Here is a 25247-nt window from a genome sequence, read left to right on the forward strand (position 1 = left end):
CTTCACCATTTTTTATATCGTATCACGAAAAAAAGAGATTTCTAGTTTTTAAAATATTTAAACTTTAGACAAAATTCACGGGATTTTGACATAGGTTGTCCTTTCCAATTAATCACCTTTCACGGATATCCTTCATAAATTGTAGGAGAGATAAATGCGGAGGAGATGTTTGCCCATGTTTGGTAAAAGGCGGCCAAACCAAAACTTTCATAATGCATATTCGGGGCAAATGATGCACCAGGGCCCGATTGGTCAGCAATGGAATCAGCCATTTAATGTACGTAATCAACCCTTTCCATTTCAGACTCCACCTGGAAATTATAATTGGAATGGATATCAACAACAAAACCCTTATAACCCGCAAGTTTTTCAGCAAATGGCCCAAAACTATCAGCCTGGATTCGCCCAACAAAATATCCCATATCCGAACCAAAATTATTCACAAAAAGATTCACAATTCTTGTTCCAGAATCCCTTGCAGCCACAGGAAGAAATGTATCATCAATATCAACCCATGAATGGATATCCTATGATGAACCCCTACCCAAAACAAAATGTTATACCTAAACAGCCTGGCGGAATGCAATCCTTTATGAATTCCTTTAAATCGCAGGATGGATCCGTTGATTTTAATAAGATGATGAATACAGCAGGTCAAATGATGAATGCAGTAAACCAAGTTTCCTCACTTGTCAAAGGATTTGGAGGAATATTTAAAGCATAATGAAAGAGACGGCTAATTTGAAGCCGTCTCTTTCATTACGCTTGTTAACTTATTCTTCAATCTCAATTATTTTACCTTTTTCTTGTGGAATACGAATTTGTAATAAACCATCCCGATAGGATGCTTTAACCTTTTTTTCATTGATTGTCTGCGGGAGGGGAATCGTTCTTGAGGATTGCTGCCTAAACATTTTACGTGAATATATTTGGTTATGATCATCTTCCTGGGTTTCAATCTGGTTATTTTCAACAGAGATTGTTAAATAGTTGTCCGTCAAATTTAAATGAATCTGCTCTCTTTTTACACCAGGAAGTTCAGCTGTGATAATATATTCACCGCCTGTTTCTAATGTTTCGACATGAAAGCCTCCCGTTGGAGGAAATGGATGTTTAAAAAACTCATCGATGGATTGTAAAAACCCCCTAATCGGTTTTTCGGTGAATAAGTCGTTCATTGATTTCACTAATTCACGAAAAGGTTCAGGTACGGGCTTTTTAGAGTTATTATCTTTATCACTCGGAAGCTTTGATGACATTTTGATACCCTCACTTTCGAAATTTCACATGATATCATATGAAATTGAGCCTGGGTGGGTGCGTTTTAAAAAACAGCCCGCAGCATTTTATTTTTGCTCCGGGCTGTTTTTCAGATTAAATTAATTTCTTCCATTAAAATTTCGACATCTACAATCATATTTCCATCGTCGTCGACTTCAATTAATTCGTCTTTTTTCATTTTTGTCAGTGTCCGGCTAATGGTTTCTCTTGTTGTCCCAATCATATTGGCAAGATCCTTATTCGTGAATTCGGACCTTAGAAGGATCGTCCCGTCCTCCAGTTCCTTTCCATGCTTCTGGGCAAGCCGAATTAACAGTTTGACAATTTGTTCATAGGTGTTGTTAAGAATTTGCTCTTCAAGACGATTTTGCAGGTCAACAATCTTCTCACCAAGCACTTTAAAGACCTTAATACAAAGTTCCGGATTTTCAATCAAAACGGATTCGAATTTTGATATGGGAACAGCAATAAGTGTCGATGGCTCAAGAACTTCCGCATAGGCAGGATAATCTCCTTTTCTAAAAAATCCGACATGCGGAAACATCTCACCTTTCTTCGCGATGGCAACAATCTGTTCCCTACCATTGACATCACTTTTGTAAATTTTGATTTTTCCATCATTAATAAAATAAACATTTTCTAGAGGATCACCCTGAAGAAAAACATGGCTTTGCTTTTTCCATTCTCTGGCAATGGCAATATCGGTAATTTTGGTTAATTCGAAATCATTTAATTCACGAAAAAGCGAAAAATCAGAAAGGACCTGTTTTATTTCATCTATTTTCATTTGATCACCTTCAAATTAAATTCAATTACTATTATTGTATCAAATTAAGGGTTCAAAGTAATCTCTTTCTATTAAAGGAAAAAAATTCAGCCCAGGACTTAGAAAAAATTTTGTATAAAATCTTTTGCAGCGAACGTTTATTCGCTAAAATAGAACTAATGAGGTGAGAGTCATGTTGTTGAAAAAAAGCCTGCAAGATATTCTTTCAGAATTAAAAATAAATGATGACTTTAAAGAGAATATTGTTAAATGGCACACATTGGATGAAAAGCCTGCACAAACAGTTTCACTTCCCGAAGATTTACACCCTGTCTTAATAAAATCTCTTCAAAGTAAGGGGATTGAAAAGCTTTATACACATCAAAAAGCTGCCTATGAAAAGATTATGAAAGGTAATAGTATCGTAGCCGTTACCCCGACTGCTTCAGGAAAAACTCTTTGCTATAATCTTCCAGTGTTGCAAACGATTCTTTCAGATCCAAATGCAAGGGCCTTATACATGTTCCCTACAAAAGCGCTCGCACAAGATCAAAAAAGTGAAATAAATGAAATTATTCAAGCGGCAGGTGTAAATATCAACAGCTATACGTATGATGGAGATACACCGGCAAATATTCGTCAAAGGGTAAGACAAGCTGGGCATGTCGTTATTACAAATCCTGATATGCTTCATTCGGCCATCTTGCCGCACCATACGAAATGGGTTTCTTTGTTCGAAAATCTTAAATTTGTCGTGATTGACGAACTCCATACCTATCGAGGCGTGTTCGGCAGCCATGTTGCTAATGTCATTCGACGGTTAAAACGGATTTGCCGCTATTACGGAAGTAATCCAGTATTTATTTGTACATCCGCAACGATTGCGAATCCACTTGAGCTTGCGGAAAAATTAACAGAAGAAAAAATGCACTTAATCGATAATAATGGGGCTCCCAGCGGCCGAAAGCACTTCCTCTTTTATAATCCGCCAATTGTGAACAAACCGTTAAATATAAGAAGAAGTGCAACACTTGAAGTTCGAAAACTCGCTGGTCAACTGTTAAAAAATAAAATTCAAACGATTGTTTTCGCAAGAAGCAGAGTCAGAGTGGAAATAATTCTGACCTACTTGCAAGAATTAGTGAAAAATCAATTAGGCCCCAAATCGATTATGGGCTATCGCGGCGGATATCTGCCCACGGAAAGAAGAAGGATTGAAAAAGGTCTTCGTTCTGGTGAAATTTATGGCGTTGTTAGCACAAATGCTCTTGAATTAGGAGTTGATATTGGACAACTGCAGGTTTGTATTATGACCGGCTATCCAGGCACAATTTCAAGTGCTTGGCAGCAGGCAGGTAGAGCTGGAAGACGGCATGGCGAGGCCCTGGTTATAATGGTTGCCAGCTCAAGTCCGCTGGATCAGTATATTATTCAGAACCCAGACTATTTTTTTAATAAGAGTCCAGAAACGGCAAGGATTAATCCAGATAATTTGATTATTTTAATTGATCATATGAAATGTGCGGCCTATGAGCTTCCGTTTAAAACGGATGAACAGTTTGGCAGTGTAGGTACTGAGGAATTACTGGAGTATTTGACAGAGGAACGCGTGCTATATCGAAATGGTGACAAATGGTATTGGATGAATGATTCTTTTCCAGCCCATAATATTAGCTTGCGCTCAGCTTCGCAGGAAAATGTAATTATCGTCGATCAATCTGATGTGGCCAATGTGAAGGTTATTGGTGAAATGGATCGTTTCTCCGCGATGACCCTTCTCCATGATGAAGCCATCTATTTACATCAAGGAACCCAATTCCAGGTTGAAAAATTGGATTGGGAAGAGAAAAAGGCGTTTGTGAGAGAAGTAGACGTTGATTATTTTACCGATGCAAATTTAGCTGTCCAATTAAAAGTGTTAGAGGTAGACAAGCTTAAAACTTTGGATGATGCTGAAATTGGTTATGGCGATGTCAGCGTCAGGGCAATGGCGACGATTTTTAAGAAAATCAAGTTTGAAACCCACGAAAATATTGGGTCTGGTCCCATTCACCTCCCTGAGGAGGAACTTCATACGAATGCAGCCTGGATATCATTAAATAGACCATTACAAGATATGGGCCATGATAGACTTGAGCAAGGGCTTGTGGGAACTGCCCATGCTCTTGGGTCTATCGCTCCTCTATTTGTAATGTCTGATCCACAGGACATCCATGTGATTCCACAAGTCAAGGCCGACCATAATGAAAAGCCGACCATCTTTTTTTATGATCGCTACCCAGGCGGGATTGGCTTAAGTGAAAAAATCCACAGCGGAATGTCAGCGGTTTTGGCAGAGACAAAAAAGATGATTAATCGTTGTCAATGTGAATCCGGCTGTCCGTCATGTATCGGCACAGATACAGTAAGTGAAACAGCGAAAAAGGATGCCTTAAAAATTATTGATGCCTTTTTGCAGCCTTCAGTAAGTGACAAGGAAGTGTAACAATGTCATTAAAAAATAAATTAAATCGGCTAAAGCCGCATCTTACTGGAGGGAATCAGCCGGGAAAAATAGAAAAGCCGCAGGCAGTTCCTACAATCGATGTGCCATTCCGGGAAAGATGGGCGAGCGAAAACATATTTCCGTATTATATGGATCACGATTATTGCTTAATCAGGGAAGTGAGATATCCAATTTCCGAGAAGCATGGAATATATTATTTTCATGACTTTCTGAATGCAGTGGACCTATGGAACAAGCGGCAAGTCAATCATCCGTTATCCGCACAAGGCCATCAGCCTGGGGAATTATTCTTCTTTGATACCGAAACAACTGGACTTGGAGGAGGGACCGGAAATACTATTTTTCTATTAGGGTATGCAAGTATCGTCGGGGAAGAATTAATCTTAAGACAGCATATTTTACCGCACCCAGGGGCGGAGGTTCCTTTATACCAAAGTTTTTTAGAGAAAGTGAATTATAAAACGCTAGTCACATATAATGGAAAATCTTTCGATTGGCCACAGGTAAAAACGCGCCATACCCTTGTAAGAGAACATGTCCCAAAACTTCCGGCCTTTGGGCATTTTGATTTATTCCATGCTGCTAGAAGGCTTTGGAAGCACAAATTAGAAAAGATGAAGCTGGCTGTCGTGGAGAAAGAGGTTCTTGGGGTTGAACGCGTAAATGATATCCCTGGATTTTTGGCTCCCATGATCTATTTCGATTTTGTTGAAAGTAAGCAGCCAGAAGGGATGCTGGGAATTTTAAAACATAATGAAATCGATATTTTGTCATTGATTACTTTATATACCCATCTAACTTTTCAAATCTGCGGAATTGACGAGAAGCAAACGCGAACAGAATCCTTTGAAGTCGGCCGATGGTTTTCGGGCTTAGGAGAGAAAAGGGAAGCCGAGAAGGTATTAAGAAAGCTTATTGAGGGCAGTGATTTCCCTTCGTATCAAGCAAAACTCACTCTCGCTTTGCAACACAAAAAAGACCATGATTGGGAAATGGCTCGGAAATTGTTTATCGATGTTGTCGATTCCGGGGATGAAAAATTAAGGCTTGAGGCATGCTTAGAGCTTGCTAAAATTTATGAGCATAAAGTCAAGGATTATAAGAGAGCCATTCATTATTGTCATGAAGCGATTTTAATTGTTACTCAAGCTTCCAAACTTACTAAATTAAACGGTGAGTATTCCTATGAACAGCTTCAAAAAAGAAGTGAACGGTTAGTTCGAAAATTCGCAAAATTTCCTGGGTAAGCGCAATTTTCGGCAAAAAATGTAAAGACTCTGCTTTTTTCGTCATGCTTCGATATGTTGTCACAAAATCTTAATAATTTTTTATAAAAAAAACATATTTCCGTATTGTTAAACATAATTGAACAAGGTAAAATGTTAAATTGTGTTGAGTTAAAACACGATAGAAACAATATGGAGTGGTAATATGTATAAAGCAATTTTGTTTGCCTTTTTTCTTGTTGTTTGTTTGACTGCCTTTGTTTTTACGAATTTAAAAGATAGCTTTTATTCGTTTTTATAATATTGGCAAAAATAGGTATTTTCCTTAGTACAAGAGTAATCCCTTTAACATAGGCTGTTAATGTAAACAGAATATTTGAAGGGAGAGTATAAAATGTTTTTAGGAACTAATTTTTTGCCGCCAGTCATTCATCCGACTCAGAACATTGTGAACCATACGTTCTCATCCACAGTGGTACCGCACATTCATCCAGTACACACTACAACTATAAATCATCATTTGTTTCAACATAAACATTACTGTCCGCAGACTGCATCATGTGCTGAAGAGGTATGCAATCAACAAATTAATTGCTGCAACCCATGTGCACCAGTAATGCCAGTATCGAATGCATTACCAAATGTTGTACCAGGAGGTCCAGGATTTGCCCCAGGAGGTCCAGGGTTCGCTCCAGGAGGTCCAGGATTTGCCCCAGGAGGTCCAGGGTTCGCTCCAGGAGGTCCAGGGTTCGCTCCAGGACCGTTTAGACCTAGACCTTAAAGGGGTTAATGCTAATTACAGGGGCTTCTTAGCCCTTGTTTTTTTATTGTTTACTATATGTTATGCTTTTTTTAAAAAAATGTTTGTCCATTTTTTAAATTTTTTTAATGAGGAGAACTTCCTTGAGTAAAGTAATAGCAATATCAGGTTACAAGCCCTTTGAATTAGGTGTTTTTAAAAATGACCATCCGTCAGTTTTCTATATTAAAGCGGCCATTAAAAAGGCCTTAATGCCAATGGCAGAGGATGGACTAGAATGGGTGCTCATTAGCGGCCAGCTTGGAGTGGAATTGTGGGCAGCCGAAGTTGTGTTAGAATTGCAATCAGAATTTCCTGAATTAAAACTTGCAGTCATTACACCATTTTTGGACCAACAAGCATCCTGGAATGAAACTAATAAGGAATGGTATGAATCTATACTCGCTCAAGCTGATTTTATTGATTCGGTTACAAAAAAAGGCTATGAAAAACCTTGGCAATTCCGTCTAAAGAATCAATTTTTCATTGAAAAAAGCGATGGCCTACTTCTCCTTTACGATAATGAAAAGGAAGGAAGCCCAAAATATTTATATGAATTAGCGCAGCAATATCAAAAAAATCATTTATATTCTATTACCCTGATTACCTTTTATGACTTGCAAATAATCGTGGAAGAAGAACAATTAAAGCTAACGGATTATGAATGAAGATTGACAAATACACTTATTTTTGGAAAAATAATAGGTAATGATTGGCTAAACTTGAGGTGATTTGAATGCTGTCAGATAAAGTGAAATTAACAGCAAAGGATATTTTAGAAAAAGAGTTTAAGACTGGAGTACGCGGTTACAAACAAGAAGATGTTGATAAATTTTTAGATTTAATAATTAAGGATTATAGTACGTTTCATCAGGAAATTGAAGATCTTCAACAAGAAAATTTGCGTTTGCGCAAACAGCTTGAGGATACATCCAAAAGACAGCCTGTTGCCCAACCGGCAGGGACAACCAATTTTGATATTCTAAAACGTCTGTCCAATCTTGAAAAGCATGTTTTTGGCAACAAACTTTACGATTAACAGATTGTACCGACATTTCCTAATAAAAACCATTGAATAAACAGCATGAAATACATATAATAAGAAATGTCATCATTAATGACGTTCGGGTAATCGCTGCAAGGAGCAATTGCAACTTGTAGAGGAAAGTCCATGCTCGCACGGGCTGAGATGTCCGTAGTGTTCGTGCCTAGCGAAATCATAAGCTAGGGCAGCAGGGCGTAACGCCTTGTTGACGGCCGGAAAAATACCTAAGTCCAATTGGATATGGTATGAGTACCTATAAAAGTGCCACAGTGACGATGCCTTTCTAGAAATGGAAAGGGTGGAACGGGTAAACCCCACGAGCGAGAAACCCAAATAATGGTAGGGGCACTTTCTCTGAGGAACTGAACAAGGAGAAGGACAGATTCATTCGAATCTGTAGATAGATGATTACCACCTAAGTACGAGACGTAACGGTCGCTTGAAGTACTCTGGTACAGAACATGGCTTACAGAACGTTATTAATGGGAATGTAAAGTGCATAAATAACGGCCTTCCTTTTAAGGAGGGCTTTTTATGTGTTTAGATAGGACTCTGAATTTTTCAGCGATTTTAGCCAATAATGGATACTGTATAATTATGTGAGAGAGTTAAGGGTGAAAAAATGGGTAAATATGAATTAATAGCAACTGCTGCCATGGGGCTCGAGGCATTAGTAGCGAAAGAAGTGCGAGCCCTTGGATATGATTGTCAAGTCGAGAATGGGAAAGTTACATACACGGGGGACGAATCTGCCATTGTTAGAAGCAACTTATGGCTTAGAACCGCTGACCGGATTAAGATTAAGGTTGGTGAATTTAAAGCCTTTACTTTTGATGAATTATTTGAAAAGACTAAGGCCTTGCCATGGGAACAATTCCTCCCGGAAGATGCAGAGTTTCCAGTCATTGGGAAGTCAGTCAAATCAAAGCTCTTTAGTGTTTCGGATTGCCAGGCGATTGTAAAAAAAGCCATTGTTGAACGGATGAAAAAACATTATAAAAGGAATTCCTGGTTTGAAGAAAGCGGGGCATTGTATCGGATTGAAGTCGCGTTATTAAAAGATGTGGCAACTATCACGATTGATTCTAGCGGTCAGGGGCTGCATAAACGCGGCTACCGTACCGATCAAGGAGAGGCACCACTCAAGGAAACACTGGCTGCAGCCCTGGTTATGTTGACGAATTGGCGGCCTGATCGGCCGTTCGTTGACCCGTTCTGCGGCTCGGGCACGATTCCTATTGAAGCAGCAATGATTGGTCAAAATATCGCACCGGGTTTTAATCGAGAGTTTGTTTCAGAAGGGTGGAATTGGATTCCAGCCAAAGTTTGGGATAATGCCCGAAATGAAACAGAAGATCTGGCAAAATACGATCAGCCACTCGACATTACTGGATCAGATATTGATCATCGGATGGTAAAAATTGCTCAAGAGAATGCGTTTGAGGCAGGTTTTGCTGACTTAATTCAATTTAAGCAAATGCAGGTTAAAGATATATCTACAAATAAAGAATATGGTACAATTGTCGGCAACCCTCCATATGGTGAAAGACTTGGTGAGAAAAAAGCAGTCGAGCATATGTACAAAGAAATGGGACAGGCGTTTCAAAAACTCGATACGTGGTCTATTTATATCCTAACTTCAAATGAAGAGTTTGAGCAGTTTTATGGGAAACCGGCAACAAAGAAAAGAAAACTGTTTAACGGCTTTATCCGAACAGACCTTTATCAATATTGGGGGAAAAAGCCTCCGCGTCCAAGTGAGGCTTAAAATTAACAAACAACTTTTATAAGCGTCGTCTATGGCGCTTTTCTTTTTGGAGGGTTAACATGCAGCAAGGACTACCGTTTGGTGTTTCAAAATCGGAATCATTTTATGATAAATTAAGTGAATGGATTGGCGATTTATTTTATGATATTTTGCCGGAGGCCGGGTTTGAACTTCGTGATGAACAAATTTATATGGCTTTCCAGCTTGAAAAAGCTTTCAAGGATAAAAAGGTGATGTTTGCTGAAGCGGGTGTAGGAACAGGAAAAACGATCGTATATCTACTTTACGCAATTATGTATGCACGCTATACAAATCGACCTGCCATTATTGCCTGTGCGGATGAGACTTTAATTGAACAGCTTGTCAAAAAAGAAGGCGATATTGCAAAATTGGAAAGGGTCCTCGGTTTGGAGGTCGATGTGCGCCTGGCAAAATCCCGGGACCAATATTTATGTCTAAAGAAGCTAGACCTTGCAAGGAGCGACGACTACTCAGAAAATATTGCCAATATTTATGAACAATTGCCTGATTTTGTTCATGCCAGCGGCACCATGCAGAATTTTGAGAAGTACGGTGACCGACGGGATTATCCTGCATTGTCAGATGAGCATTGGGGAAAAGTCAATTGGGATGCCCTTCAGGACTGTTTTTCCTGTGAAAAACGCCATCGCTGCGGCCTGACATTACACCGGGAATTTTACCGGCATGCTAAGGATTTAATTATCTGTTCCCACGATTTTTATATGGAGCATATATGGACAAAAGAATCACGAAAACGTGAAGGACAATTGGCCCTCTTGCCAGAGCATTCCGCGGTCGTTTTTGATGAAGGTCATCTTCTAGAATATGCTGCACAAAAAGCCTTGAGCTACCGTTTTACTGATTATACATTAGAGACGCTGCTTACCCGGTTAATGGAAAATGAAGTTCGGGAAAAAACCTTATATACGATTGAGGAAGCATTACTAGAAAACGAAGCATTTTTTGATGCGATATCAAGCTTCTCCTCCTATTCCCAAGGATCTGAAAAACAGATGATTACCAAACATTCATTGGTTTTAAAAACCTGCCGGAAATTACTTTCTACCCTTCAATCATTAGAAGAAGAGTTAGTGTTTGAGAGTGAATTATATGTTATCAATGAATATGACTTAAAAATTGTTGAGGAATATTTAGAGCAAATTACTCATTCATTAACGCTTTTTCTCCAAGAAGTAGATGGAATTACATGGTTTGAAGAAAATGCAGGGGAACGGACGCTTGTCATCATGCCTAAAATGGTTGAAACGGTGATGAAGGAAGAAGTTTTCTCTCAGAAAAAACCATTTATTTTTTCATCGGCAACGTTAGCTAATCAAAAATCGTTCGATTATATAGCTCAAAGCCTTGGAGTTCAGGATTATTTATCCTTTTCGGTCGCTTCGCCGTTCGATTATGAAGAGAAAATGAAGGCATATCTTCCAAAATTCAAAAATGAATCAATTAATGGAAAAATAAATTATCTAATCGCTCAAATTTTGAAATCACAAGGTCGCGCATTGATTCTTTTAAATACGAAGGAAGAAATGCAGCTGCTAAAACAAAGATTAAAAGGAGTATTTCCGTATACCGTTTATTTCGAAGGGGATGAAGAAATCAGCACCCTTGTTTCAAAATTTCAAAATGAAGAACATGCGGTCCTTTGCTCTATTCATCTCTGGGAAGGGCTCGACATACCAGGCAGATCACTCGAAAATGTATTGATTTTTTCACTTCCCTTTCCTCCTCAAGATCCTGTCTTTACGGCAAAAAGAGAAGGAGTTGCGGATCCTTTTTCAGAGGTTGATTTACCATACATGCTGCTGCGTCTTCGTCAGGGAATTGGGCGGTTAATAAGAAGTGAACAGGATCAAGGAACGGTTCATATTTTATTAAGTGAAAACATAGATTACAATGTATTATCGAAAATAATAGAGGTTTTACCAACTAAGGTAATTCAAGAATAAGAAAACGGAAGCACCAAATTAAGGGTGCTTCCGTTTTTATTATTACCGTCCGAGTATTCTAAGTCCTTCTGGTGTCATTTTTTCAGGGGACCAAGCGGGCTCCCAGACGAGATTAACCTCCACATTTCTTGTTTCCTCGATTCCATTTATGGAGTAGCGTACTCCGCTTGTTATACTGTCATGCAGCGGGCATCCAGGGGTTGTTAGTATCATGGTAATCGTGACATCATTTTCCTCTGTAATCTCGATATTATAGATTAAGCCTAAATCCACAACGTTAATATTTAATTCAGGGTCATGAACACATTTTAACTGACTTTCGATCTTTTCTCTTAAATCCATTTTCAACACTCCTATTTTTTTAAGACTCTTAAAATACAAATGGCAATTAATATAAAAATAATAGAAAGAATACACTGCCCAATGTTAAAAAGCAGTGCAGATTTAAAAGCTAGTGAAGAAAATATAGCAATCACTGCGATAATAAAACTTGAAAATAATGGAACCACTATTTTCTCATCCATCATTTCCTTCAAAGAAGGAACTTTTGATTTGCCGATTTCCTTCCTATATTTGTAGGTCCACCATAAAAATGGAACAATTTTAAATAAGTACCCGACAATACTTAATACAATCCAAAGGAGCAGATAAGCATATACAAGCGGTCCAACCAGAGTAGAAAAATGCGTGCTCCAAATTAGGATAAATGCAGCAAGATGAATGAAATTTCCAAGAGCTATCGCTGTTAATGCAAAGGTAAACGGTTTATCGAGGTTTTTCTTTAATCGTTTCTTAATGATAATGCTGATGTGCCAGCTGAAAATCGAAAATCCTGCAAAAAGTAGGAAAACACCAATTTTTAATAGAAAAGTAGAATCGTTAAAAAAGGAAATAGCTATAATGGCCAAACCTGATACATAAATTCCATAGACGTATTTTGCATGAACCATTGTAAAGCCATGGGATAAAGAAAACATTGGGACCATTTTATAAGAAAACCCGAATATTAATAAGGTAAACCAGCCAGTTACGCCCATTAATAAATGGGTTTTAAAAATGGATTGATAGTGATTGGCACCAACCCCTGTTTTTAAACAATAAATCAATGTTATCCCCATAAAGATAGTACCGAATAAACAAAACAAGGCAGTGCCGACAAAGGCTGTCAGGATATTGGGTTTTGCCTGCCTTCGTAATGTCATAACCATTTGGAATAAAAACATTAATATGCCCAAAAGCGTTAGAATTCCGGGTATTAGCGCTTTTTGAGGGGCCAAATAAAGCATGCCTGAAAAGCTTATTATTCCTGCTGCTGTAATGAAAAACTGAACAAATCCGAATTTCTCATTCCAAATTTTTGTTAAGAAGGCGACGGGTACCAGCTGATACATCGCTCCCATGGCCGCCATTAATGCCCATCCGAGTACTAAAAGGTGAGCAGCTGACCAAATGGCAGGTATTCTAAAGCTGCCATCTATCATCATTTGCCCCTTTATTAATAAAATAGACTGTGAAAATACTAAGGCAATTAAACTAAAGAAAATAAATGAAAAAGGAAGCTTAATATTCGTTTCACTTCCCATGTTTTGAGGAAGCATGATATTCACCTTCTTAGCGAAAGATTTCGATTTTATAACTTCCGTCGTTTTGTTGTTCTGTTCGCTGCAGGTACCCAAGTTCTTCTAACTGCTCATAGAGAAACATTGGTCTTCGATCATTAATAATGGTTAGGATTTCGTCTTCGGCTAAGGTTTCTAAGGCTGCTAACGTTCGCATCATCGGCTGTGGCGGCTCTAAACCCCGATTATCTAATATCATCGTAAGCTCTCCCTTCTAGCTTTTTTTCCTGAAAATTACTTTCCAATGCTTTGATTCAAGTTCCTCTTCTTCATGTGTAAAACCTTTTGCTTTTAATACTGCAAAAAGGGGAACTGGTTTAAAGGGGGCATGCAGGATAAAAATATCATCTTTTTTTAATTCTTTAATAGCTACCATAATTTTTTGGAAGGGTTCGATTTTATTTTTTAAATCCTCACGGACATCTAATTCAATAATTCTTTGTTCCATTTAGAAAACAACTCCTCTTTATTATTAATAAAATAGTTCCTGTTGGAGGGCATCACGGTCAATGTGATAAAAGCCGTCAAGGTCTTGGATGATATATTCCTTCTTCTTAACATGATTGATGGCTCTGCTCACGGTCTCTCTGGAGGTTCCAATCATATTTGCGAGTTCACGGTTCGTAAATTGTGTCGTTAATTTATAGCGCTCCCCGATTTTTTCACCATTGGATTTACACAATCTAATAAGAAGTAAAATGATTTGTTCATAGGTATTATGAAGAACCTGTGCTTCTAATCTTCCTTGCAAGTCTACAATTTTCTCACCCAATACTTTAAATAACTTCACACAAAGCTCTGGATAGGAAATGAGAATTTCTTCAAATTTGTCAATCGGGATAACTATCAAGTTTGCATCTTCAATGACTTCTGCATGTGCCGGGAAATTCCCCTGCCTGAAAAATCCAGCATGCGGAAACATTTCACCAGGCTCAAGAACCGAAATAATTTGTTCTTTTCCGGAAAGATCCGTTTTATAAATTTTGATTTTGCCGCTATGAATAAAGAAAACTCGATCTAGCGGGTCATCCTGCATAAATACATACATCTTATTCTTATAAAATCGGGTCTGAGCAATCTTAAGGAATGAAGCCAGTTCCTCGCTGGATAATTCTTTGAAGATGGGAACAGCCGCTAGTCTTTTTTCAATGTCCTCTTGTTTCATTAACATCACCTTCATGTTAGTAATCTATTTAGTAACATTGTAGCAGTGATTTAACAGTAAATATGTGACCTCCATCATAGCTATGAAGATCTTTATGAAAATAATTCTCAGTAGAGTGAGAAAAATCACAGTCGAAAGATGAGGAGGTTCACTTTGTTACAGCCTTGTGAAAGTTACAATACGGACTGTAATAACACATGAGAGGATGAAAGGAATGGAAATACAGCGGGCGACCTCACCACAACAAGCGGTGAAGGCAAATAAAAATGCACTTTTGAAATCCGTTTTGATTATTACTATTTTACTTAGCTTCACTGTTCTCCTAGCAGGCGGCTATTGGATCTTTAAGGAGCAGGCTCCTAGACCGCTAGAGGTCACGAATGAAAATGGTGAGGTGTTATTTACAAAAGATTCAATTATGGGGGGGCAGGCGGTTTTCCAAAAATACGGCTTAATGGATTATGGTACTGTTTTAGGACATGGCTCTTATATGGGGCCTGATTATACTGCTGAAGCACTAAAAATTTACACTGAAGGAATGCAGGACTATAAAGCAAATGAAGAGTACGGCAAAACCTATGCATCTTTATCAGTGGACGAAAAAACAATTATTAAAAATAAAGTAATAAAAGAAATGCGCAAAAACCGCTATGACAGCAGCAAGGATACAATGGAGCTTACAGCTGCTCAAGCATTTGGTCTTGAAAAAGTAAGAGCATATTATAAGGAAGTATTTACAAAAGGTGACGGATGGGGGTTAAAGGCCAATCTGATTAAAGAATCGGATCTCCCAAAAGATGACCGTTCCTATGTAGCAAAAGGTGATCAAATCACGCAAATCTCAGATTTCTTCTTCTGGACAGCATGGCTGTCAAGTACTGTTCGTCAAGGCGACAAGATCACTTATACAAATAACTGGCCATATTATGAAGATGCAGGAAATCAATTATCGTTCTCTGCTATTTGGTGGAGCGGTGCTAGTATTACGATACTTATTTTAATGATTGGTGTTATCCTTTACTTCTTCTATCGTTATCAATTTGGGATGCAGGAAGCGTATAAGGAAGGTAAATTTCCGCATATTGATTTACGGAAAATGCAAGTAACTAGTTCACAGGTAAAAACAGGAAAGTATTTTACTGTTGTATCTGTACTATTCTTTGTTCAATGTATGTTTGGTGCGTTGCTCGCACACTATTATATCGAGCCAGATAGTTTCTTTGGCATTAAGTGGATCCACGATATTCTTCCATTTAATATCTCAAAAGGCTACCACTTACAATTGGCGATTTTCTGGATTGCCACAGCATGGCTTGGAATGGGGATTTATGTTGCACCGCTAGTGGGCGGCTATGAACCAAAGAAACAAGGCTTATTAGTAGATATCTTATTCTGGGCATTAGTTGTTCTTGTTGGCGGCAGTATGGTCGGAGAATGGCTTGGGGCAAATGGCAAATTAGGAAACCAATGGTTCTTATTTGGCCATACAGGCTGGGAATATATTGAATTAGGACGAATTTGGCAGCTTATCCTGATTGTCGGTATGTTAATCTGGCTGTTCATTGTATTCAGGGGAGTTAAAGCTGGACTTAAGAGAGAATCCGATAAGGGAGGACTTATCCATTTACTATTCTACTCAGCAATTGCTGTACCAGCTTTCTATATTTTTGCCTTATTTATCAATCCAGGAACAAGCTTTACGTTTGCCGATTACTGGCGCTGGTGGATCATCCATCTTTGGGTTGAAGGTATTTTTGAAGTATTTGCAGTTGTAGTTATTGGTTTCTTGTTAGTTCAATTAGGTTTGGTTACGAAAAAATCAACCGTAAGACAATTGTATTTCCAATTAATCTTGTTATTAGGAAGCGGTGTTATCGGAATTGGACATCACTACTACTACAATGGTTCAGCAGAAGTTTGGCTTGGTCTTGGTGCTGTGTTTTCAGCGTTAGAAGTCATTCCATTAACATTATTAATTTTAGAAGCATATGAACAATACAAAATGATGCGTGAAGGCGGGGTTGACTTCCCGTATAAAGGTACGTTCTGGTTCCTAATCTCGGTTGCGATTTGGAACTTAGTGGGTGCCGGTGTACTTGGATTCCTCATTAACCTGCCGGCAGTAAGCTATTTCGAACACGGACAATTCTTAACACCAACACATGGTCATGCTTCCATGATGGGTGTATACGGTATGTTTGCCGTAGCCGTACTTCTTTACTCTTTAAGAAATATTGTAAAACCAGAATCTTGGAATGATAAATGGATCAAAATCAGCTGTATTTTATTGAACATTGGTTTAGCAGGAATGGTATTCGTTTCGTTACTTCCTGTCGGCTTCATGCAAATTAAAGAAGCATTCTATCATGGTTATGCTGCCAGCCGTTCAAGCAACTTCCTCCAGAAGGATATTGTGCAAACCATCTTAACGTGGCGTGCGGTGCCTGACACCATTTTCCTTATTGGTGTATTGATTTTAGTTTTATTCTGTTTAAAAGCATTGTTTAATTTACGGAAACCGACTCATAAAGAGGAAGAGAGACTTCCTGTTAAAGATCTTTCCGTTGATGAAGATTAATAGTAAAAATCCGCAAAGCTTCATGTCAGCTTTGCGGATTTTTTTCTTTCTCGTCATTGCTATCAATACACTCGAAACAAAAAATCTCTTTATCTTTTGTTACGACTCCATTTAAAAAGCCGTCTAAACAATAGATATCCTTTTTACAGCCAGCACACTCTCCTACTAATTCAGCCATTAGATTTTCCCCCTTAAATTCCGACTATTAACAAATTCATGTATGAGGTGTGATGAAGTTCACTCGTAGTCTGCGTTCCTTCCTCTATAATAAAAGAGAATTAACAAACTAAAAGGAGTGATAATGATGAAAACTTACGCAAAAGTAATTAATGTACCAGATTACCCGCCGCGTGAAAAACATCCAGCAATCTTTAACGCATTCGACGAAATAGTATCGGGCGAGACAATGCAGATTGTCAATGACCATGATCCAAGACCGCTTTTATATCAGTTCATGATGGAAAGACCTGAGCAATTTACTTGGGAATACCTTGAAGAAGGTCCTGAAGTTTGGAAAGTCGTAATTAGCAAGAAGTAATTTTTTTAACACTACACTCTCTCTTTAGTCCATTTTATTTATTTTTCATTGAATCATCTCTATTTTTCTATACACTAATTTTACAACAGAATTCGATTCTGTTGTTTTTTTTATAAACCATAAAGGTAACTATTTTTCAGAAAAATATGATAAAATCTATCTGAAGGAAAAGGGGGAGTTACCATGACTGCACATTTAGAAAAAGAATTTTTAGAGCATGTAAAAAAAATGTCTGCCTACAATGAGGCAATTGGTTTAATTTATTGGGATTTACGGACTGGTGCTCCAAAGCAGGGAGTGGAACAAAGATCAGAAGTAATTGGAATGTTATCATCCGAAGTCTTTAAAATGTCCACTTCCGAAGAAATGGCCGCCTACATAGCAAGCTTAACAAATGCAGAAATGTCTGAATCGACAAGAAAAATTCTTGAAGAATGCAAAAAAGAATATGAACGCAACAAAAAAATCCCTGCTGAAGAGTATAAAGAGTTTGTTATCCTTCAATCCAAAGCAGAAAGCATTTGGGAAGAGGCAAAAGAAAAGGCAGACTTTGATTTATTTAGGCCCTATTTAGAGAAATTGGTAGACATGACAAAGCGATTCATTTCCTATTGGGGAAATGAAGGCAACAAATATAATGTGTTACTAGATATGTTTGAACCGGGGATTACAACAGATGTATTGGACAAGGTATTTGGTGAACTAAGGGAAAAAATTGTCCCCCTGGTCAAGGAAATTTCAGAATCTCCCAATAAACCTAAAACCGATTTTTTATTTAAAAACATTAAGAAGGAAAAACAGCGTGAATTCAGTTTGGATATCCTTGCAAAAATGGGTTATAACTTTAATGCAGGCAGGCTGGACGAGACTGTTCATCCTTTCGCAATCGGTCTAAATCCTGGCGATGTCCGCGTTACAACAAAATATGATGAACAGGATTTCCGGACAGCGATTTTTGGAACGATCCATGAAGGCGGCCATGCTTTGTACGAACAAAATATTTCAAAAGACTTGGTCGGTACTCCGCTATGTTCAGGAACGTCCATGGGGATTCATGAATCGCAATCTCTTTTCTATGAAAATATCGTAGGTCGGAGCTTTTCTTTTTGGAAACAAAATTACGAACTGTTAAAGAAATATGCAAGTGGTCAGTTTGATGATGTTGAAATTGAAGAGTTTTATCGTGCGATAAACGAATCAAAGCCTTCATTCATACGAATTGAAGCAGATGAATTAACTTACCCGCTGCATATCATCATACGGTATGAAATTGAAAAAAGGCTATTTAATGATGAAATCGAAGTGGGTGACCTGCCGAAGGTTTGGAATGACATGTATGAGGAATACTTAGGAATCCGTCCTATAAATGATGCCGTTGGAGTTCTTCAAGATGTTCATTGGGCAGGAGGAAGCTTCGGGTATTTCCCATCCTATGCATTAGGATATATGTATGCGGCTCAATTTAAGCAAAAAATGCTCGAGGATCTTCCAAATTTTGATCAATTGCTGGAAGAGGGAAATTTGCTTCCGATTAAAGAGTGGCTGACAAGAAATATTCACCAATTCGGGAAAATGAAAAAACCTTTAGAAATCTTGCATGACGTGACTGGCGAAGGGCTGAACGCTAAATATTTAATCGAATATCTCTATGAGAAGTATGGAAAGGTTTATCAATTAAATTGAAGAAGTCAATTCCGATTGTGCTGATTTCCACCAGTGCAGCCTTATGGGGAATCATTGCAATTTTTATTAGAAAACTCTCTAGTTTTGGCTTTTCCCCAATGGAAATTGTGACATTGCGGGTTATCACTGCAGCGGCATTACTAGGGTTACTTGGGGGATTTCAATATCGCAGCCAATTAAGAATCGCGTATAAGGATCTCCCGCTATTTATTGGCACAGGGATTTGCAGCATTGTCTTATTTAATTGGTGTTATTTCTCTGCTATTAATCAAATGAATTTATCCATTGCTGTAATTTTACTGTATACAGCTCCTGCTTTTGTCGCAGTTTTATCTTATTTTTTCTTAAAGGAAAAAATGAATTCAATAAAGCTCATTTCAGTTGCAGGGACGATATTGGGCTGTATATTGATTGCAGGACTTAATTCTAATGATACGGCATCAATGAGTGGTGCAGGACTCTTAACGGGGCTAGGTGCTGGCTTCGGCTATGCACTTTATAGTATTTTTGGGAAGTTTGCCCTGAAGAAATATCCGCCCTTCACTGTTACGTTTTATACCTTTATTGTTGCCGCAATCACTTTGCTGCCTTTAACAGGATTATGGACTAAGGTAGATATCCTTATTAATGGCGATGTTTTCTTTTATGCAATTGGATTAGGAGTGTTTCCAACCGTACTCGCCTATTTACTTTATACAAAAGGCCTTGAGGAAATCGAAACCAGTAAAGCGGCCATTATTGCCACAGTTGAGCCCGTTGTCGCGACGCTTTTAAGCGTTTTTGTATATAATGAAAATTTTGGTGCCGTTCAAGGCATAGGCTCTACAATTATTCTATTATCTGTATTAATTATTAATCTTCCTGTCGGCTTCGAACGAAGGATTCTAAAAGAAAAGGCTTCAATCAAAAATGATTGAAGCCTTTTCTTCTGATTTTACCAAGTTTTGAACCCTTTTGATCCAGGTGGTGCATTTTGAATAATATCAATAAATGGTATCGTGTAAGCGAAAAGGATTAGGGCTGCAGTGATGCCAAGCCATAACTTCCAGTTTTCGAAAACCATTGGTGCTGTTTCCTGTGGATTTTCTGCTTCACCTACAGGGAATTCTTCCTCGCCTTTAGGAGCAAAGAATGCTAGATTAATGAAGATAATTAAAACTAGGATAATGCCTAAGAATAATATCGATCCGCCAACTGCCTGGGCAATTTGATAAGGGATCCATTCAGCCGCTTGCTTTGCTCCTCCATAAGTGGAGAAGGCAGAACGTCTAGGACCGCCAAGCAAGCCTTGGAAGTGCATCGCGCCGGACATGAAGACCATACCAATAAACCAAACCCAGCCCTGGATAATTCCTAATTTATTCATCGCTTTTGTTAATTTACGGCCTGTTAAATGAGGAATTAGCCAATAGGAAATTCCAAAGAATGTTAATACAACAGAAGTTGCTGCTGTTAAATGGAAGTGACCTGTAATCCAAATCGTATTATGAACGACTTGGTCCATCTGGTTTGAAGCATTGATGATACCGCCTGCACCCGCAGGAATGAAGGAAGCCATTCCAATGAATGGAACAGTAAAACGTGCATCTCCCCATGGAAGAACTCTAAACCAGCCAAAAAGCCCTGTTGCGCCTTTTGAACGGCCATACCTCTCAAAGGTAGCAAACAACGAGAAAGCTGTCATTAAGGATGGAATAACAACCATAAAGGTTAAAACTACTTGAAAGAACTTCCAAGCTGGATCAATTCCCGGTTCTGTTAATTGGTGATGGAAACCAACCGGAATAGAGAAGAGCAGGAACAAGATAAAGGACAATCTAGCTAATGAATCTGAGAAAATTTTTCCGCCAATAATTTTTGGAATAATAGTATACCAGCACATATAGGCAGGTAATAACCAGAAATAAACTAATGGATGTCCGAAATACCAGAACAATGTACGGCTGACTAAAACATCAACTGTGTCAACTAATCCAAGCGACCAAGGAAGCAATTGGAATAAAACGGTTGCCGCTACCCCTAATGTTGCTACGATCCAAAGGACGGTATTAATAACGGCCATAAAGCTTAATAGCGGACTAGGTTTTCCGGGATTATTTTTGCGCCATTTTGCATAGGTCATAATTTGTGCGGCACCATCAATCCAGCTGCCGACCACAACAAGGGTCAATCCTAAGTAAAAAATCCAATGTGCCTGCAGCGGAGCATAGAAAGTATATAAAACAGTTGCTTTATTAAGTAAAACCATGGTCGCAGCCATTGCTGTTCCTGTAGTCATGGTCCAAAAGCCAATCCATCCCATCCGTCTAGCTGCATTAGAATGAGTACCTGCTGTACGGCTTACTGCAGCGTATTGAAACCCCATAATAAAGAAGGTTGTTAATACTAGACCCATCATGACTCCGTGAACGGTTAAGATTTGATAATAACCGATACCGCCAGGAAGTTCATATTTACCGGAACGGACTAGAGTTTGCAGCAACCCCATTAGTCCGCCAAGTGCAAGGGCAGTAAAAGCAACATAAAAATGTGCCATTGAAAGCTTTGCATCACGCGGGTCAACTTTAATTTTTGTAATTGCTGAGTTAACCATTATTCTACCACCTCAATCTTCGAGCTCATTAAATGGTGACCTGTACCACAATATTCGTTACATACGATTAAGTACTCACCAGCTTTGTCAAACGTTGTTGTATATTCACTGACATAACCAGGTTCAAGCATCATATTAATATTTGTTCCTGCCACTTCGAAGCCGTGAACGACGTCTTTAGTAGTAGCGATAACTCTTACCTTTGCGCCGAGCGGCACTTTAACTTGTGCAGGATTATAAGAGAAAGCTGATGCTACATATACTAATTCATAATCCCAATCTTTTCCCTCAACTTTATGTAGGCCTGGTTTGTCGAAGGGTTTTGTTTGATCCACCTTTTCTGGATTAACAGTTGTCAAACAGCTTGGCGGCTTATTCCCTAAATAGAAGGCGCTTACCCCCACGACAGATAAGAAAAAAATAAGACAGGTAATCCCGAAAATCAGCCAAATTTTTTCAAATTTATGCATATGCATAATTGTTTCCTCCTCAAATTTTAAAAACGTTCAACGAATAAATAGTAGACACTGACCCAAGTGACAATAATGAAGATTCCCAAAAAGAAAACAGATGCGAGTGTCCCCTTGAGAGAAGAGCTGTCTTCCATTTCAGTTTTATGTTTTGTTTTTAGTTCCGCCTTCGCCATCCCCTTGCACTCCCTTCAGAAAATTAAATAATAAATTTATTAATTCTCTTTCATAATACAAAACAATTGTGAAAGGAAAATATGAAATTTCGAAGTTCACAAATTGTTCATTCCTAAGATATCTACTATGTTAATGGTAAAAACTTGATGCAACAGTGATTTATATCACAAAAGCCTGCTTGCAATTGTGAATAAAATGTGAATTATCACATCTAACCTGTGATAAAAGTAATTGAATAATAGTGTATATGTGAAATAATGAACAAATTTAAATAATAGTCACAAATTGGGAAATAGAAAATAAGATAAAAATAAATACCTAATTTTCCTTCAGAAAAGAGCGTGTTTTTTGTGGAAAAGTATTATTGCGAGAATTGTCGTCTTCTATACGATGCGGTCGAAATTTGCAAGATTTGCGGATCAGTAGCCAATAAGAAAATTAAAATTGAAGTTCAAAAACAACCGGATAAACAGTAAATTGGAAATGTTTATGCAATGTACGAAAACGATTTCCGAGTTATAATAAGAGAGCACAACAACAACCTTCAAAACGTTTGCTTCTCCTTATAGGGGAAGCTTTTTTTTTATCTTTTTTTCTCTTCGCATAATTTTCTCTCCTGCTGGAAAAAATACCCTTACATATGTCGAAGGAGAATGATAATGCCTACGATTATTTCCATTGCAGAGGCAATTCCCCCGTTTGAAATTAATCAAGAACAAGCATCAAAATTCGCGCGAGAACTCTTTACCGATTCATTTAAGGATATTGAACGATTATTAAAAGCGTTTCAAAATGGTCAAATTGAAAAAAGGCATTTTGTGAACAATATTGAGTGGTTCCAAGAAGACCATTCTTTTGAGGAAAAAAATAATGCTTATATCAATTCCGCCACCACATTAGGAATCGAAGCCATTGAAAAGTGTTTAAATAATAGCGTTTTTCTCTCGGAAAATATCTCTTATGAAGAAATCGACGCTATTTTTTATATTTCCACTACTGGTATCTCTACACCAGGCATTGAAGCGAGAATCATGAATACCTTGCCCTTTCGTTCCCAGACGAAGCGGGTGCCAATCTGGGGATTGGGATGTGCAGGCGGGGCTGCAGGGTTATCTAGGGCATTTGAATATTGTCTGGCCTTTCCAAAAGCAAAAGTTCTTGTTCTTTCTGTTGAGTTATGCAGCTTGACTTTCCAACGTAACGACCTATCAAAAAGCAATTTAATTGGTACTTCTCTATTTGCCGATGGCATTGCTTGTGCATTGATTTGTGGTGATGACGTGAAAATGGAGGTTATTAGGAAAAAGGCGGCATCACCGATGATTCTGACTACACAATCCACGTTAATGCCTAATTCTTTGGATGTGATGGGCTGGGACCTTAAAAATACTGGCTTGTATGTCGTATTCTCACGTGATATCCCCCATATCATTGAAGATTGGCTTAAACCAAATGTTAGTGGATTTTTGCAGGAAAACGAATTGACACTTGAGCAAATTGACTATTTCATCGCCCATCCAGGTGGAAAAAAAGTTATTGATGCCTATGTAAAGTCATTAGAAATTCCCCCTAATATGACGGAAGTATCACTTGAGGTATTAAAACAGTATGGGAATATGTCCTCGGCAACCATTTTATATGTTTTAAAGCGTTATATGGAGATGGATATTTCTGAAGGATCCATTGGGCTCTGCACCGCCCTTGGTCCAGGATTTAGCTCAGAATTACTTCTATTGAGGTGGAATTAAATGAAGGATATCCTTCCTTTTACCCTGTTATTTAGTTTCATCATATTTCAACGGATTGTGGAACTCTTGGTTGCGAAAAACAATGAATCTTGGATGATGCAGCGTGGAGCCATTGAATTTGGTGAAGGACATTACCGTTTTATGGTACTAATGCACAGCTTGTTTTTTATCAGTTTATTATTGGAAAAGCTGTTATTCAATCGAGGATTGTCCATTGTTTGGCCGTTGATCCTCATTATATTTGTTCTTGCCCAGCTTTTTAGAATTTGGGTTATCGCTTCATTAGGGAGATTTTGGAATACAAAAATAATTGTCTTGCCTGATGCTCCAGCCATTCGGAAAGGGCCTTACCGTTATATGAAACATCCGAATTATTTTGTTGTCACAATCGAATTATTAGTTATTCCATCCTTGTTTTCTGCCTATTTGACAGCTTTTCTTTTTATGATTATCAATGCGATTATGCTGGATATTCGAATTCGAGAGGAAGAAAATGCTCTAAAAAGTTTAACAGAATATGAAGGAACCTTTAAGGACTGCCATCGCTTCATCCCAAAGTTTATTAAATAATTGTGACAATTCATAAGAGATATTGAAAATCATTATCAGCTATGATACTATTTAATCAACGATGAAAATCATTCTCAGCTGAGAGTCTGATAAGGAAGGTGTTACATATGACTTTTGCTTTTGTGGGCGGAACCGTTTTAATTTATGCATTTGTCATGAAGCACGTTTTAAAAAATGTTACACATTAATAGAATTTAAAAAAAACCAAGGTGAATGCCTTGGTTTTTTTTGTCTGAATCTAAATTACCTATGGTTAGTTAATTGAGTCCCTGCATCTGGCCTGTTGATTTCCGCTCCGGACACTCGCTTTCCGCGGGGAGGGCATGTTTGCTTAAATTTTTTAATCCCCTTAACCGATAGGAGCGAAGCTCGTGCAGCGATGGTCTAGGAAGATTCGCACAATTTTTTCCCTTTCTGATTGACGTCAGAACGAATGCCATAAAGATAAAAAGTAATCTTCATTTATAATCGCTATAATAAGGACGTGCATTTTCAAAAGAGATGAAAAATCAATATTTATAAAAATCAAGCCAAGAAGGTAGTCATCTGGAACAAATTCATCAATAACACAAATTAATATTCACTTTGGTTAGTCTCTTTGGAGTAAACATTGAATTCACCACTTATTCATTTTATTTATTAATATTAGAATGTCATTATTGAAAACACTCTGTTGATTGGAGCGGAAGGCGCGAAGACTCCTGCGGGAGTACGGGGCAGGGGAGACCCC

The 25247-nt window shown here is 38.1% G+C and carries 25 protein-coding genes and 1 other RNA gene; 15 read left to right on the plus strand and 11 right to left on the minus strand.

Going from position 1 to position 25247, the window contains the following annotated elements:
* Positions 1 to 175: 175 nt before the first annotated feature.
* Positions 176 to 724 (plus strand): YppG family protein, encoded by a 549-nt coding sequence (locus ACIFOT_RS05425; RefSeq protein WP_430062693.1) that lies wholly within the window; start codon positions 176 to 178, stop codon positions 722 to 724.
* A 49-nt stretch (positions 725 to 773) separates the two neighbouring features.
* Here ACIFOT_RS05425 and ACIFOT_RS05430 read toward each other — a convergent pair whose 3' ends face one another.
* Positions 774 to 1259, minus strand: a complete 486-nt coding sequence (locus ACIFOT_RS05430; RefSeq protein ID WP_430062696.1) for an Hsp20/alpha crystallin family protein — start codon at positions 1257 to 1259, stop codon at positions 774 to 776.
* 110 nt (positions 1260 to 1369) lie between these two features.
* The gene (locus ACIFOT_RS05435; protein ID WP_430062699.1) at positions 1370 to 2068 is read right to left on the minus strand and encodes a Crp/Fnr family transcriptional regulator; all 699 of its coding nucleotides are present in this window, start codon (positions 2066 to 2068) and stop codon (positions 1370 to 1372) included.
* Between the two features lie 172 nt (positions 2069 to 2240).
* On the opposite strand from ACIFOT_RS05435, the gene ACIFOT_RS05440 reads away from it, so the two are divergent.
* The 8 genes from ACIFOT_RS05440 to ACIFOT_RS05475 all read left to right on the plus strand — a co-directional run bounded on the left by ACIFOT_RS05440 (position 2241) and on the right by ACIFOT_RS05475 (position 11376).
* Positions 2241 to 4532, plus strand: a complete 2292-nt coding sequence (locus tag ACIFOT_RS05440; RefSeq protein ID WP_430062702.1) for a DEAD/DEAH box helicase — start codon at positions 2241 to 2243, stop codon at positions 4530 to 4532.
* A gap of 2 nt (positions 4533 to 4534) precedes the next feature.
* A complete protein-coding gene (locus ACIFOT_RS05445) occupies positions 4535 to 5800 on the plus strand; it encodes a ribonuclease H-like domain-containing protein (RefSeq protein ID WP_430062705.1) in 1266 nt (421 codons plus the stop codon).
* Positions 5801 to 6173: 373 nt separating this feature from the next.
* Entirely contained in the window at positions 6174 to 6560 is a 387-nt protein-coding gene (locus tag ACIFOT_RS05450; protein WP_430062708.1) for a CotD family spore coat protein, read from the plus strand.
* A 122-nt stretch (positions 6561 to 6682) separates the two neighbouring features.
* Positions 6683 to 7246 (plus strand): DUF1273 domain-containing protein, encoded by a 564-nt coding sequence (locus tag ACIFOT_RS05455; RefSeq protein WP_430062711.1) that lies wholly within the window; start codon positions 6683 to 6685, stop codon positions 7244 to 7246.
* A 68-nt stretch (positions 7247 to 7314) separates the two neighbouring features.
* Complete coding sequence (gene gpsB / locus ACIFOT_RS05460; protein ID WP_430062714.1) at positions 7315 to 7617, plus strand: cell division regulator GpsB; 303 nt, start codon at positions 7315 to 7317, stop codon at positions 7615 to 7617.
* A gap of 81 nt (positions 7618 to 7698) precedes the next feature.
* Positions 7699 to 8097: RNase P RNA component class B (rnpB, locus tag ACIFOT_RS05465), an RNA gene on the plus strand.
* Between the two features lie 148 nt (positions 8098 to 8245).
* A complete protein-coding gene (locus ACIFOT_RS05470) occupies positions 8246 to 9391 on the plus strand; it encodes a THUMP domain-containing class I SAM-dependent RNA methyltransferase (RefSeq protein WP_430062717.1) in 1146 nt (381 codons plus the stop codon).
* Between the two features lie 59 nt (positions 9392 to 9450).
* The gene (locus ACIFOT_RS05475; protein WP_430062720.1) at positions 9451 to 11376 is read left to right on the plus strand and encodes an ATP-dependent DNA helicase; all 1926 of its coding nucleotides are present in this window, start codon (positions 9451 to 9453) and stop codon (positions 11374 to 11376) included.
* A gap of 42 nt (positions 11377 to 11418) precedes the next feature.
* Here ACIFOT_RS05475 and ACIFOT_RS05480 read toward each other — a convergent pair whose 3' ends face one another.
* Genes ACIFOT_RS05480 through ACIFOT_RS05500 form a run of 5 tightly spaced genes read right to left on the minus strand, consistent with a single transcriptional unit; the run spans position 11419 to position 14160 of the window.
* A complete protein-coding gene (locus tag ACIFOT_RS05480) occupies positions 11419 to 11718 on the minus strand; it encodes a metal-sulfur cluster assembly factor (RefSeq protein ID WP_430062723.1) in 300 nt (99 codons plus the stop codon).
* A gap of 11 nt (positions 11719 to 11729) precedes the next feature.
* A complete protein-coding gene (locus ACIFOT_RS05485; RefSeq protein WP_430062725.1) occupies positions 11730 to 12974 on the minus strand; it encodes a hypothetical protein in 1245 nt (414 codons plus the stop codon).
* Between the two features lie 13 nt (positions 12975 to 12987).
* On the minus strand, positions 12988 to 13194 hold the full coding sequence (locus ACIFOT_RS05490; RefSeq protein WP_430062728.1) for a DUF2249 domain-containing protein: 207 nt from the start codon (positions 13192 to 13194) through the stop codon (positions 12988 to 12990).
* Positions 13195 to 13209: 15 nt separating this feature from the next.
* Positions 13210 to 13443 (minus strand): DUF2249 domain-containing protein, encoded by a 234-nt coding sequence (locus ACIFOT_RS05495; protein WP_430062731.1) that lies wholly within the window; start codon positions 13441 to 13443, stop codon positions 13210 to 13212.
* Positions 13444 to 13467: 24 nt separating this feature from the next.
* Positions 13468 to 14160: a Crp/Fnr family transcriptional regulator gene (locus ACIFOT_RS05500; RefSeq protein ID WP_430062734.1), complete on the minus strand. Its 693-nt coding sequence runs from the start codon at positions 14158 to 14160 to the stop codon at positions 13468 to 13470.
* 214 nt (positions 14161 to 14374) lie between these two features.
* On the opposite strand from ACIFOT_RS05500, the gene ACIFOT_RS05505 reads away from it, so the two are divergent.
* Positions 14375 to 16738, plus strand: a complete 2364-nt coding sequence (locus ACIFOT_RS05505; RefSeq protein ID WP_430062737.1) for a nitric-oxide reductase large subunit — start codon at positions 14375 to 14377, stop codon at positions 16736 to 16738.
* A 25-nt stretch (positions 16739 to 16763) separates the two neighbouring features.
* Here ACIFOT_RS05505 and ACIFOT_RS05510 read toward each other — a convergent pair whose 3' ends face one another.
* Positions 16764 to 16916, minus strand: a complete 153-nt coding sequence (locus ACIFOT_RS05510; RefSeq protein WP_430062740.1) for a hypothetical protein — start codon at positions 16914 to 16916, stop codon at positions 16764 to 16766.
* 126 nt (positions 16917 to 17042) lie between these two features.
* Here ACIFOT_RS05510 and ACIFOT_RS05515 point away from each other — a divergent pair, with 126 nt between their 5' ends.
* The 3 genes from ACIFOT_RS05515 (at position 17043) to ACIFOT_RS05525 (ending at position 19876) form a co-directional block, all read left to right on the plus strand.
* Positions 17043 to 17276, plus strand: coding sequence for a DUF2249 domain-containing protein (locus ACIFOT_RS05515; RefSeq protein ID WP_430062784.1), 234 nt, complete (start codon positions 17043 to 17045; stop codon positions 17274 to 17276).
* Between the two features lie 183 nt (positions 17277 to 17459).
* A complete protein-coding gene (locus tag ACIFOT_RS05520; RefSeq protein WP_430062743.1) occupies positions 17460 to 18959 on the plus strand; it encodes a carboxypeptidase M32 in 1500 nt (499 codons plus the stop codon).
* The gene (locus tag ACIFOT_RS05525; RefSeq protein WP_430062746.1) at positions 18956 to 19876 is read left to right on the plus strand and encodes a DMT family transporter; all 921 of its coding nucleotides are present in this window, start codon (positions 18956 to 18958) and stop codon (positions 19874 to 19876) included. Before ACIFOT_RS05520 ends, ACIFOT_RS05525 begins: the two co-directional genes overlap by 4 nt.
* Positions 19877 to 19893: 17 nt before the next feature.
* Here ACIFOT_RS05525 and ACIFOT_RS05530 read toward each other — a convergent pair whose 3' ends face one another.
* Genes ACIFOT_RS05530 through ACIFOT_RS05540 form a run of 3 tightly spaced genes read right to left on the minus strand, consistent with a single transcriptional unit; the run spans position 19894 to position 22198 of the window.
* Positions 19894 to 21552: a b(o/a)3-type cytochrome-c oxidase subunit 1 gene (locus ACIFOT_RS05530; RefSeq protein WP_430062750.1), complete on the minus strand. Its 1659-nt coding sequence runs from the start codon at positions 21550 to 21552 to the stop codon at positions 19894 to 19896.
* Positions 21552 to 22028 carry a cytochrome c oxidase subunit II gene (locus tag ACIFOT_RS05535; protein WP_430062752.1) on the minus strand — a complete coding sequence of 159 codons (477 nt, stop codon included), beginning with the start codon at positions 22026 to 22028 and terminating at the stop codon, positions 21552 to 21554. The genes ACIFOT_RS05530 and ACIFOT_RS05535 overlap by 1 nt, the downstream gene beginning before the upstream one ends.
* A gap of 20 nt (positions 22029 to 22048) precedes the next feature.
* A complete protein-coding gene (locus ACIFOT_RS05540; protein WP_430062755.1) occupies positions 22049 to 22198 on the minus strand; it encodes a cytochrome c oxidase subunit 2A in 150 nt (49 codons plus the stop codon).
* A gap of 660 nt (positions 22199 to 22858) precedes the next feature.
* Here ACIFOT_RS05540 and ACIFOT_RS05545 point away from each other — a divergent pair.
* Together ACIFOT_RS05545 and ACIFOT_RS05550 are read left to right on the plus strand one after the other, a co-directional pair.
* On the plus strand, positions 22859 to 23947 hold the full coding sequence (locus ACIFOT_RS05545) for a type III polyketide synthase (protein WP_430062759.1): 1089 nt from the start codon (positions 22859 to 22861) through the stop codon (positions 23945 to 23947).
* Positions 23948 to 24517 carry an isoprenylcysteine carboxyl methyltransferase family protein gene (locus ACIFOT_RS05550; protein ID WP_430062762.1) on the plus strand — a complete coding sequence of 190 codons (570 nt, stop codon included), beginning with the start codon at positions 23948 to 23950 and terminating at the stop codon, positions 24515 to 24517.
* Positions 24518 to 25247 lie beyond the last annotated feature (730 nt).

The organism is Neobacillus sp. NRS-1170 (assembly GCF_050468025.1).